The 11808-nt window shown below is 59.7% G+C and carries 11 protein-coding genes; 6 read left to right on the forward strand and 5 right to left on the reverse strand.

The genetic code is table 11. From position 1 onward, the window contains the following. The first annotated feature begins 5 nt into the window (after positions 1–5). The 6 genes from nuoL (at position 6) to TM1040_RS08120 (ending at position 8439) form a co-directional block, all read left to right on the forward strand. A complete protein-coding gene (gene nuoL / locus TM1040_RS08095) occupies positions 6–2126 on the forward strand; it encodes an NADH-quinone oxidoreductase subunit L (RefSeq protein ID WP_011538103.1) in 2121 nt (706 codons plus the stop codon). Next, complete coding sequence (locus tag TM1040_RS08100; RefSeq protein WP_011538104.1) at positions 2126–3691, forward strand: NADH-quinone oxidoreductase subunit M; 1566 nt, start codon at positions 2126–2128, stop codon at positions 3689–3691. The genes nuoL and TM1040_RS08100 overlap by 1 nt, the downstream gene beginning before the upstream one ends. Positions 3692–3703: 12 nt before the next feature. After that, positions 3704–5140 carry an NADH-quinone oxidoreductase subunit NuoN gene (nuoN, locus tag TM1040_RS08105; protein WP_011538105.1) on the forward strand — a complete coding sequence of 479 codons (1437 nt, stop codon included), beginning with the start codon at positions 3704–3706 and terminating at the stop codon, positions 5138–5140. A gap of 88 nt (positions 5141–5228) precedes the next feature. Then, positions 5229–5978, forward strand: coding sequence for a biotin--[acetyl-CoA-carboxylase] ligase (locus tag TM1040_RS08110; RefSeq protein WP_011538106.1), 750 nt, complete (start codon positions 5229–5231; stop codon positions 5976–5978). Positions 5979–5992: 14 nt separating this feature from the next. After that, a complete protein-coding gene (locus TM1040_RS08115; protein ID WP_011538107.1) occupies positions 5993–6775 on the forward strand; it encodes a type III pantothenate kinase in 783 nt (260 codons plus the stop codon). Then, positions 6772–8439: a ribonuclease J gene (locus TM1040_RS08120; protein WP_011538108.1), complete on the forward strand. Its 1668-nt coding sequence runs from the start codon at positions 6772–6774 to the stop codon at positions 8437–8439. Before TM1040_RS08115 ends, TM1040_RS08120 begins: the two co-directional genes overlap by 4 nt. Positions 8440–8712: 273 nt before the next feature. On the opposite strand, the gene tpiA is transcribed toward TM1040_RS08120, so the two are convergent. From tpiA to TM1040_RS08145, 5 genes are all read right to left on the reverse strand, one after another. Beyond that, positions 8713–9453 carry a triose-phosphate isomerase gene (gene tpiA / locus TM1040_RS08125; RefSeq protein ID WP_011538109.1) on the reverse strand — a complete coding sequence of 247 codons (741 nt, stop codon included), beginning with the start codon at positions 9451–9453 and terminating at the stop codon, positions 8713–8715. Positions 9454–9600: 147 nt separating this feature from the next. Beyond that, positions 9601–9954 carry a HesB/IscA family protein gene (locus TM1040_RS08130; RefSeq protein ID WP_011538110.1) on the reverse strand — a complete coding sequence of 118 codons (354 nt, stop codon included), beginning with the start codon at positions 9952–9954 and terminating at the stop codon, positions 9601–9603. A 120-nt stretch (positions 9955–10074) separates the two neighbouring features. Beyond that, positions 10075–10437 carry an SUF system Fe-S cluster assembly protein gene (locus TM1040_RS08135; RefSeq protein ID WP_011538111.1) on the reverse strand — a complete coding sequence of 121 codons (363 nt, stop codon included), beginning with the start codon at positions 10435–10437 and terminating at the stop codon, positions 10075–10077. A 175-nt stretch (positions 10438–10612) separates the two neighbouring features. After that, positions 10613–10885 (reverse strand): hypothetical protein, encoded by a 273-nt coding sequence (locus tag TM1040_RS08140; RefSeq protein ID WP_011538112.1) that lies wholly within the window; start codon positions 10883–10885, stop codon positions 10613–10615. Continuing rightward, positions 10885–11772: an SPFH domain-containing protein gene (locus TM1040_RS08145; protein WP_011538113.1), complete on the reverse strand. Its 888-nt coding sequence runs from the start codon at positions 11770–11772 to the stop codon at positions 10885–10887. The genes TM1040_RS08140 and TM1040_RS08145 overlap by 1 nt, the downstream gene beginning before the upstream one ends. Positions 11773–11808 lie beyond the last annotated feature (36 nt).

An 11808-nucleotide genomic window follows, 5' to 3' on the forward strand; every position in this document is an offset into this window, starting at 1 on the left:
TCCAGATGGAAACCATTCTCCTCTTTGCCCCTCTGGTGGGGGCTGTGATCTGCGGCTTTGGCCATAAGATCATCGGTGAAAAAGCCGCCATGTGGACTGCCACGGGCCTCTTGTTCCTGACGGCGCTCTTGTCGTGGATCGTCTTCATCAGCTTTGATGGCGAAACCCGCATCATCGAGATCTTCCGCTGGATCGAGAGCGGTAGCCTCTCGACCTCTTGGTCGATCCGCCTGGACCGGCTGACCGCGATCATGCTGATCGTGATCACCACCGTGTCGGCGCTCGTGCATCTCTATTCCTTTGGTTACATGGATCACGACCCGCAGTGGAAAGAGGGCGAGAGCTACAAGCCACGTTTCTTTGCGTATCTGTCGTTCTTTACCTTCGCCATGCTGATGCTGGTCACATCTGACAACCTCGTGCAGATGTTCTTCGGCTGGGAAGGCGTGGGCGTCGCATCTTACCTGCTGATTGGTTTCTACTACCGCAAGCCCTCTGCCGGCGCGGCGGCGATGAAAGCATTCATCGTCAACCGTGTGGGCGACTTTGGCTTCTCGCTGGGGATCTTTGCGCTGTTCTTCCTCACCGACAGCATCAACCTCGGCACCATCTTTGCGGCAACGCCGGATCTGGCCGAGATGACCGTGTCCTTCCTCTGGACAGAGTGGAATGCGGCCAATCTGATTGCCTTCCTGCTGTTTGTTGGCGCGATGGGCAAATCGGCGCAGCTGATCCTGCACACCTGGCTGCCGGACGCGATGGAGGGCCCGACACCGGTTTCGGCACTTATTCACGCGGCAACCATGGTGACGGCGGGCGTGTTCCTTGTGTGCCGCATGTCGCCACTGATGGAAGTGGCTCCCGAAGCGACTGCCTTTATCACCGTGCTCGGTGCGACCACCGCCTTCTTTGCTGCAACCGTGGGTCTGGTTCAGACCGACATCAAGCGCGTGATTGCCTATTCGACCTGTTCGCAGCTTGGGTACATGTTTGTCGCCGCAGGTGTGGGCATGTACTCGGCCGCGATGTTCCACCTGTTCACACACGCCTTCTTTAAGGCGATGCTGTTCCTTGGCGCGGGTTCCGTGATCCACGCCATGCATCACGAGCAGGACATGATGAACTATGGTGGCCTGCGCAAAAAGATCCCCTATACCTTCTGGGCGATGATGATCGGCACGCTCGCCATCACCGGCGTTGGTGTCCCGGTCTGGATCATGAAGCTGGGCGAAATTCCGATCGGCTTTGCGGGCTTCCATTCCAAGGATGCCATCGTCGAGAGCGCCTATGCCGCCGGGTCGGCCTATGGGTTCTGGATGCTGGTGATCGCCGCCCTGTTCACAAGCTTCTATAGCTGGCGCCTAATGTTCCTGACGTTTTATGGGAAGCCGCGCGGAGACAAGCATACCCACGAGCATGCACACGAGAGCCCGATGGTCATGCTGATCCCGCTAGGCGTCTTGGCGCTGGGGGCGATCTTTGCCGGGATGCTGTGGTACAAATCCTTCTTCGGCCACACCGACCAGGTCGCGAAATTCTACGGCGTGCCTTATGCAGAGGCCTCTGCAGAGGCGCATGGCGATGACCACGCGTCCGACGACCACGGCGCTGACGCATCCCATGGCGGCGGTGATAAAGAGGCAGAGCATCACTATGTCTTTGCTGGCGAGCCGGGCGAGGGTGCGCTGTACATGGCGCCCGACAATACGCTTTTGGATGACGCGCATAAGGTTCCGTATTGGGTGAAAACCTCGCCCTTCATGGCGATGCTTGTCGGGTTCCTCGTGGCCTATTGGTTCTACATCGTGAACCCGGAGCTGCCCAAGCGCCTGTCGCAGCAGCAGCGCCCGCTCTACCTGTTCCTCAAGAACAAGTGGTATTTTGACGAGCTTTACAACGTGGTCTTTGTCAAACCCGCTCTGGCACTTGGCCGCTTCTTCTGGAAGAAGGGCGACGGAAAGACCATTGATGGCTTCCTCAACGGCGTGGCGATGGGGATTGTGCCCTTCTTCACTCGTCTCGCTGGCCGGGCCCAGTCCGGTTACATCTTCACTTATGCCTTCTGGATGGTGCTCGGGATCGCAGCCCTTGTCACCTGGATGTCGATCGGCGGAGGATCGCACTGATGGACAATATTCTCTCCATCGTAACCTTCATTCCCGCACTGGCGGCCGCCGTGATGGCGCTGTTGATGCGCGGAGACGACGAGGCCGCACAGCGCAACGCGAAATATGTTGCGCTGATGGCCACCTCGATCACCTTTATCGTCTCGCTGTTCATCTATTTTCAGTTCGATCCCTCCGACACGGGCTTTCAGTTCGTTGAGGAACGGGACTGGATCTTCGGGCTGAAGTACAAGATGGGCGTCGACGGCATCTCTGTTCTGTTCGTGATGCTGACGACATTTGTGATGCCGCTGACGATCCTCGCCAGCTGGTCCGTGACCAACCGCGTCAAGGAATACATGATCGCCTTCCTGGTGCTTGAGACGCTGATGCTCGGCGTGTTCATGGCGCTCGACATGGTGCTCTTTTACCTGTTCTTCGAGGCTGGCCTCATCCCGATGTTCCTCATCATCGGCATCTGGGGCGGCAAGGACCGCATCTACGCGTCGTTCAAATTCTTCCTCTACACCTTCTTTGGCTCGGTGCTGATGCTGGTGGCGATGGTGGCAATGTATTTTGATGCGGGCACCACCGACATTGTGAAACTGTTGTCGCACGAGTTCTCCTATGAGGGTTTCAATGTGCTCGGGATTCACGTGCTGGGCGGCATGCAGACGCTGCTGTTCCTCGCCTTCTTTGCCTCTTTTGCGGTGAAGATGCCGATGTGGCCGGTTCACACCTGGTTGCCGGATGCGCACGTTCAGGCGCCGACGGCGGGCTCCGTGGTGCTGGCGGCAATCCTGCTGAAGATGGGGGGCTACGGCTTCCTGCGTTTCAGCCTGCCGATGTTCCCCGTGGGCTCAGAGGTGATGACCGATGTGATCCTGTGGATGTCGGCGATTGCGATTGTCTACACTTCGCTTGTGGCGATGGTGCAGGAAGACATGAAAAAGCTGATCGCGTATTCCTCGGTCGCCCATATGGGCTTTGTGACCATGGGGATCTTTGCGGCGAACCAGCAGGGTGTGGATGGTGCGATTTTCCAGATGCTCAGCCACGGCTTCATCTCGGCGGCGCTCTTCCTATGCGTGGGCGTGATCTATGATCGCATGCACACCCGCGACATCGACGCTTACGGTGGCCTCGTGATCCGCATGCCGGCCTATGCGCTTGTGTTCATGTTCTTCACCATGGGCAACGTCGGTCTGCCCGGCACCTCCGGCTTTGTCGGCGAATTCCTGACCTTGATGGGCGCCTTCCAGGAGAACACCTGGGTTGCGTTTGTGGCCACCACCGGTGTGATCTTTTCGGCGTGTTACGCGCTCTGGCTCTATCGTCGGGTGGTTTTTGGCGACCTGATCAAAGAGAGCCTGAAGGCGATCAAGGACATGAACGCCCGCGAGAAATGGATCTTTGCGCCGCTCATCGTCATGACGCTCCTTTTGGGTGTCTATCCTTCTGTTGTCACTGACGTGATCGGTCCCTCGACCGAAGCGCTGGTGCAATCCGTCAACACGGCCGTTGCCGACGCGGGGCCCCTCTGGGATGCCGCCGAGGTCGATGTCGCCGCCACCAATTCCCACTAAGGAGCTGATGAGATGCAAGCTGATCTCTCCGTGATCCTGCCCGAGATCATCCTCGCCGTCTTCTCGATGGCGGCGCTGCTCGGAGCTGTCTACACCGTCAAGGACAAGCTGGCGCCGATGCTCGTGTGGGTAACCGCCGCGCTGATGGTGGTGCTGGGTATCTGGATCGGAACCTCCGGTTCTGGCGCTACCGAGGCGTTCGACGGCATGATCGTCAACGATGCCTTTGCGCGCTTTGCCAAGGTCGCGATCCTCTTTTCTGCCGCCGCTGTCATGGTGATGGGGCAGGACTACATGTCCAAACGCGGCATGCTGCGGTTCGAATATCCGATCCTGATCGCGCTTTCTGTCATTGGTATGATGGTGATGGTCTCTGCCGGCGATCTGATGGCGCTTTATATGGGGCTGGAGCTGCAATCGCTGGCGCTTTATGTGGTGGCTGCGCTGCGTCGCGACAGCGTCAAATCCACCGAGGCGGGCCTCAAGTATTTCGTGCTTGGCGCGCTGTCTTCTGGTCTGCTGCTCTATGGCGCGTCGCTGGTCTACGGTTTTGCTGGCACCACAAAATTTGCCGGTATCATCGAGGTTGCCCAACATGGAGAAGTCTCCATTGGCCTCTTGTTCGGCATCGTCTTCCTGATCTCGGGCATGGCGTTCAAAGTCTCTGCGGTTCCGTTTCACATGTGGACCCCGGATGTCTACGAGGGCGCGCCGACGCCGATCACAGCGTTCTTTGCCTCCGCGCCCAAAGTCGCCGCCATGGGGCTCTTTGCCCGCGTGCTGCACGACGCCTTTGGCCATGCGATCGAGGACTGGAGCCAGGTTGTCGCACTCTTGTCGGTGCTGTCGATGTTCCTTGGCGCAGTTGCGGCGATTGGGCAGACCGACCTCAAGCGTCTGATGGCCTATTCGTCGATTGCACATATGGGCTATGCGCTCATCGGTCTGGCCGCAGGCACCGCGCTGGGTGTGCAGGCGCTACTCATCTACATGTCGATTTATGTGGCGATGAACATCGGTACCTTTGCGTTCATCATGATGCTGCACCGCGACGGCAAGCCGGTCACCGACATTCGCGCCTTGAACCAATACGCCAAACGCGAACCTGGTCGTGCGCTTGGGATGCTGGTGCTGTTGTTCTCGCTCGCGGGCGTGCCGCCGATGCTTGGCTTCTTTGGCAAGTTCTTCGTGCTGCGCGCAGCAGTCGAGGCCGATATGGCCTGGCTTGCAATTGCGGGTGTGATCGCCTCGGTCATTGGGGCCTACTACTACCTGCGGATCGTCTTCTTCATGTACTTCGGTGCCGAAGGGGACGATGTGGAGACTTCGCGCTCGCCTGTCTTGCTCGCCTTCTTCACGGTTGGGGCGGCTTTGATGCTGGTCGGTGTTGTAACCACCTTTGGTGTCGAGGGGGCCGCGGCCTCGGCGGCGGCCATGCTGGTCAACTGATGCGCTGCATCACGTTTTTGCACAAAGGCCCGGTCCAACGCGACCGGGCCTTTTGCCTTTTGCGAAACTGGGTGCTAAAGGGGCGCGCATGACAGATTGGCCAATCGGATACGGGCGCCGGGTGCTGGCCGAAGTTGACAGCACCTTGGATGAAGCGGCCCGCCTCGCGCCCGCACTGAGCGGGCCAGAGTGGATCCTTGCCCTGCGCCAGACCAAGGGGCGTGGGCGGCGGGGCCGTGCCTGGACCGACCCTAAGGGGAACTTTGCAGGCACGCTGGTCTATCGCCCGGAAGGCGCACCCGACCAGATCGCGCTACGCAGTTTTGTGGCGGCTCTGGCGCTCTATGACGCCGTAGAGACCGTGACCGGCCGCACCACTGGGCTTGCGCTCAAATGGCCCAATGACGTGCTGCTCAATGGCGGCAAGCTTGCGGGCATCCTCCTTGAGAGCTCAGGTGTGAAATCCGGTGTGGATCACCTCGCCATCGGGATCGGGGTCAATCTCGCCGAGACGCCGATGAAGGAATGGCTGGAACCCGGTGCGGTCTGGCCCGTGTCGCTACAATCCGAGACCGGCGTGCGCGTCGACCCGGAGACGTTTCTGTCGGCGCTTGCTCTTGCATTTGCCCGCTATGAGGACCAGTTCACCACATATGGGTTCGGACCGATCAGGGAGCTGTGGCTTTCGCGCGCGGCCAAGCTGGGCGAGGTCATCACCGCCCGCACCGCGCGCGAGGAAACCTCGGGCACATTTGAAACCATCGACGACGCGGGCAACCTCGTTCTCAAGACCGCAAAGGGGATCGTCACCATCCCCGCAGCGGACATCTTTTTCTGACGGAGGCGGGGTATATGCTTCTCGCGGTTGATTGCGGCAATACTAACACGGTTTTTGCGCTCTGGGATGGCGATCAGATGATCGGCCACTGGCGCACGTCGACCGAATGGCAGCGCACGGCGGATCAGTATTATGTCTGGCTCTCCACCTTGATGAACCTGCAGGGCATCAAGGCTCAGATCACGGATATGATTATCTCGTCGACCGTGCCGCGTGTCGTGTTCAACCTGCGCGTTCTGTCGGACCGCTACTTCAACACCCGCCCGCTGGTGGTGGGTAAACCCGAATGCGCGCTTCCGGTGGATGTGCGCGTCGACGAAGGTACCACCGTCGGCCCGGACCGGCTGGTCAATACGGTGGCGGGGTATGAAAAATATGGCGGTGATCTGATCGTCGTCGATTTTGGAACCGCAACTACATTCGATGTGGTGGCCGCCGACGGCGCCTATGTGGGCGGAGTCATCGCGCCGGGGGTGAACCTCAGCCTGGAGGCGTTGCACCATGCCGCCGCCGCGCTGCCACACGTCGACATTTCGAAACCACAGAATGTCATCGGCACCAACACGGTGGCCTGCATGCAGTCTGGCGTCTTCTGGGGCTATGTCGGCCTCGTGCGCGAGATCTGCGATCGCATCAAGGCCGAATCCGGTGTGCCGATGAAAGTCATATCAACCGGCGGGCTGGCGCCGCTCTTCCAGCAGACAGCAGATCTATTTGACGCATATGAGGATGACCTGACCATGCAAGGTCTGAGGCGCATCCACGAGCATAACAAGGATATCGGTAATCACGCATGAGCAGTGAAAGACTAATCTATTTGCCCCTCGGCGGGGCAGGCGAAATCGGCATGAACGCCTACGTCTACGGCTATGGTGCGCCGGGCAAGGAACGGCTGATCCTGGTGGATCTGGGCGTGGCCTTTCCCGACATGGACACCACCCCCGGCGTGGACCTGATCATGCCCGACATCAGCTGGCTGGCGGAACGCGCCGATCAGCTGGAGGGGATTTTCATCACCCACGCCCACGAGGACCACATCGGTGCAGTGGCGCATCTCTATAGCCGCCTCAATGTGCCGGTCTATGCGCGCGCCTTCACCGCCAATATCGCCCGTCGCAAGATGGAAGAGCAGGGTCATGACCCCGACTCCGTGGTGACGATCTCGCCCTGGCCCGAAGTCACAAAGCTCGGCCCCTTCACCATCGGCGCGGTGCCGATCTCGCACTCGATCCCGGAGTCGGGGGGTCTGGTGATCGACAGCCCCGCAGGCCGGGTGATCCATACCGGCGATTTCAAACTGGACGCCAACCCCATCGTGGGTGAGGCCTTTGATCCCGACCTCTGGGCCGAGATTTCCAAAGATGGCGTGCAGGCACTGGTGTGCGATTCCACCAATGTGTTCTCGCCGCATGCGGGCCGCTCCGAAAGTGAGCTCGGCGACAATATTACCAAGCTGATCGCAGAGGCCTCTGGCATGGTGGCGGCAACGACCTTTGCCTCCAACGTGGCGCGCGTCAAAACGCTGGCGCAGGCTGGCGAACGGGCTGGGCGCTCGATTGTGCTTTTGGGGCGGGCCATGCGTCGCATGATCGAAGCCTCGATCGAGACAGGTGTTCTGAGCGATTTTCCAAAGGTGATCCAGCCCGAGGAAGCGGCAGATATTCCGCGTGAAAACCTCATGCTGATCACCACCGGATCGCAGGGCGAACGTCGCGCCGCGACTGCGCAGCTGGCCCGTGGCAAGTATCGCGGCATGGAGCTCAAGGAGGGCGATCTGTTCCTGTTCTCCTCCAAGACCATTCCCGGCAATGAAAAAGGTGTGATCTGGATCATCAACCAGTTTTCCGAGAAGGGCGTCGATGTGGTGGATGACAGCTCTGGTCTCTATCATGTTTCTGGTCACGCCAACCGTCCTGACCTTGAGCAGATGCATGACATCGTGAAGCCCAAGATCCTGATCCCGATGCACGGCGAGCACCGCCACCTGCGCCAGCACGCGCGCCTCGGCGAAGAAAAGGGGATCGCCTCCGCCATTGCGGTCAATGGGATGATGATGGATCTCACCGGCGACGCACCCAAGGTGGCCGACTACATCGACACTGGCCGCACCTATCTGGATGGTTCGGTCAAGATCGGTGCCATGGACGGCATCGTGCGCGACCGTATTCGTATGGCGCTCAATGGTCATGTGGTGATCACGGCCATTCTTGATGAAGAGGATGAACCGCTGGGCGAACCCTGGGTGGACCTCAAGGGCCTCGCCGAGACCGGTCAGTCCAATGCCGCGCTCGCCGAGATCATGGAAGAGGATCTGAACCAATTCCTGATGCGCGCGGGCAAGAAGACCCTCAAGGATGACGACAAGCTGGAGCAGGAACTGAAGCGCATTGCGCGTCAGACGTCGCAATCCGAGATCGGCAAGAAACCTGAGGTGACCGTGATCGTCAGCCGGATGCGCTGATCGTGGGGGAGGGGGCGCTGCCCCCTCGTGCCCCTTCGGGTCACTTCACCCCTGAGATATTTTTGAGAAGATGAAGGGCGAGGCGCTTTATGCCTCCAAGTCACCCAAACTGGGTGGGAGGCGTGTTGCACTCGATGCTGCTATTTATGCAGGGCGCGCGTGATGGGATGTACGAGGTCTGGTCAGAGGCCCACGTATTTGATCGATAGGTGGGGCGCGACCGCAAACAAGGCCTGCGCGACCTCGTTTGCGACGGACTCATTTTATGGGGGATCAGCTTGCGGCGAGGGCCGCAATGATGGGGCCGAAGTCCGCAGCCTTTAGGCTGGCGCCACCCACAAGCGCGCCATCGACGTTGGAAACCCCAAAGATCTCGGCTGCATTGCCTGGTTTCACGGAACCACCATAGAGCAGTGGCAGGTCCTTGCCCGCTGCACCAAAGCGCGCCACCAGATCTGCACGCAGAGCGTCATGCACCTCAGCGATCTGATCGAGCGTGGGAACCTTGCCTGTGCCGATGGCCCAGACGGGTTCATAGGCGACAACTGTGTTCTCCGCCGTGACACCATCGGGCAGGGAGCCCGCGAGCTGCGCGCCAACCACCTCTAGGGTGGTGCCAGCCTCGCGCTCCTCGAGCGTTTCACCGATGCAAACCACGGCCACAAGGCCCGCAGCCTGAGCGGCCTCGGTCTTGGCGCGCACATCCGCGTCTCCTTCGCCGTGATCGGCGCGGCGTTCCGAGTGGCCAATGATCACATAGGTTGCCCCCGCATCCCGAAGCATGTCAGCGCTCAGATCGCCAGTATGTGCGCCAGACGTCTTTGCGTGGCAATCCTGCCCGCCAATTGCGATGTCACCGGCACGGTCGGCCGCGCGCGAGATGAGCGTTGCGGGCGGGCAGATCAGCACATCGACGCCCTCCGGCAGATCACCCTGTGCAAGGTTTTCAAGTTCGGCGAGGTGCTCGCCGGTGCCGTTCATTTTCCAGTTGCCTGCCGCGAGTTTGCGCGCCATGTCGCCCCCCAAATCCTGTTCTGATCAAGTGTCTCCACAGGTGGTAGCACCGGGGCGCGAGGCGAGCAATCACCGCCACACGCGACATTAAAAAAGGGCGGCGCAAAGCCACCCTATTTTGGGGTCTCGTCAGAATAAGGGGCAGTATTATTCGCCGACCTTGAAACTGATCGACTCGCCGCAGCCACAGGCTTCGGCCACATTGGGGTTGTTGAACTTAAAACTCGACTCAAGAAGCGTCGTCTCATAGTCGATTTCGGTGCCAAAGAGGAACATCTGGGCCATCGGGGCGATCAGCACCCGCGCGCCGTCCTGCTCCACCACCTCATCGTTCGGATCGGCGACGTCGACATATTCCATCGTGTACTCCATGCCCGCACAGCCGCCTTTCTTGACGCCGATCCGCAGACCGGCATGGCCTGCGTTCTCCATGAGTTTGGAGATCTGCGCGGCGGCTCGGGGGGTCATGGTAACAGCTTGCTTGCCGGGAATGGCGAACATGGGGGTGCTCCGTTGTGTGTTGCCCTGTAACCTAGGTGGTGTGGCGTAGCCCATCAAGGGGCACGGATGTCAGGGAAAGGCGACAGTCTCAGATCACGATCCTGCGAGCGCAGGTCATGGTTACATGAACCCGAGTTCCAGTCGGGCTTCATCCGACATCATGTCCATGCCCCAGGGCGGTTCCCAGGTGAGTTCCACATCGACGCTTTTGACACCGGGCACGGGCGAGACCGCATCGACGATCCAGCCGGGCATATCGCCTGCCACCGGACAGCCAGGGGCGGTCAGGGTCATGATGATTTTGACGTCGTTTTCATCAGAAATTTCAACAGTGTAGATCAGCCCAAGATCATAGATGTTGACCGGGATCTCTGGGTCAAAAACAGTACGGCAGGCATCAACCACTGGCTCATAGAGCGCGTGGGACACGGAGGAGGGCGCAATCAGCGGAGTGCCTTCAAGCGGTTCGGAAGCGTCAGTCATTCAAGCCTCGGTCAGTTATCTGAGGTTTTATATAGGGAAACCTGCAGGCAGGGTCCAGAGATCGCGGTCGATTCACGCGCGTGCAGTGGTTTTGAAGGGGGGGGCGGAGTGCGTTGCCGAAAATCGGCAAGAGGGCAGGGCGCGCCGGCAGCAATGCTCCGCCGCGCCCGTTGGGTTAGTCGTTGATGTCGGTGTCGAAGGTCTTCACTTGCCCGTTCGGGAGCGAGAAGATGCGTCTGAGCCCCAGCCATGCCACCAGTGACAACACCGCAAAGACCAGCAAAAGCACCGGCAAGGTCAGGCTGAGCGGTGTGAGCAGGATCACCGCAACCGCTGCCGCCCCGATGGCAAACCCGAGAAAGATGAAACCGGGCAGGAGGATCTCGACGATTGCGAGACCGAGGGCGATCACGCCCCAGACCCACCACAGCGACCAAACAGCGTCCATCACTTTGCCTTTAGCATCTTGAAGGCGTCACCGAATGCCTCGATGGCCTGAGCAGGCACGATGATGGTCTGTTTGCCATCGCCATTGCCCAGCGCATTGAGCGCCTCAACCTGCTTGAGAGCGACCTGATACTGGGCCGCCGAAAGACCGTTGTCGGCAATCGCCTGCGCGACCACCTGGGTTGCGAAGGCCTCGGCCTCGGCTTCGATGCGGCGTGCCTTGGCGGTTTGCTCTGCAGCATAAAGCTCAGCATCTGCCGCCAACTCGACTGCGCGTTTCTTGCCCTCGGCCTCGGTGACCTGGGCGCGGCGGGCGCGTTCGGCATTGAGTTGCTGCAGCATCGCATCGCGGGTAGCCTGATCAAGGTTCACGTCGAGGATTTCGGCGCGGGTCACTTCGATGCCCCAGTCGTCCACGGCACTTTCAACGCTGCGCTTGATTTCACCGATCAGCTGCGAGCGGTTGGATTGCACCTCATCGAGATCCATCTTGCCGATCTCGGCGCGTACGATGCCTGCAACAGTGGTGGAGATGGCGCCATCCACGTCGCGAATGCGATATACCGTCTTTTCAGGCTCAAGAATGCGGTAAAAGACCGAGGTGTCGATCTCCACAAGCACGTTGTCGCGGGTGATCGCATCCTGGCTGGCGTTGGGCAACTGGCGCTCCAGAATGGAGACCTTGTGGCGCACAACATCCAGAAATGGAACGATAAAGTTGATGCCGGGGCCGAGTACGGATTTGAGGCGACCAAAGCGCTCAACCACATATTTTTCCGATTGCGGCACGATGCGTACGCCTTTGAGGATCACCAGGATCACAAAGAGCGCCGCCACGATATAGAGAAGCCCACCGGAAAGGGCGTTGATGATGTCTTGTTCTGTCATAGGAAAATTCCGCGACTAAAAAGGATGCGCGCAGGG

This window comes from Ruegeria sp. TM1040 (genome assembly GCF_000014065.1).
Lineage (GTDB): Bacteria > Pseudomonadota > Alphaproteobacteria > Rhodobacterales > Rhodobacteraceae > Epibacterium.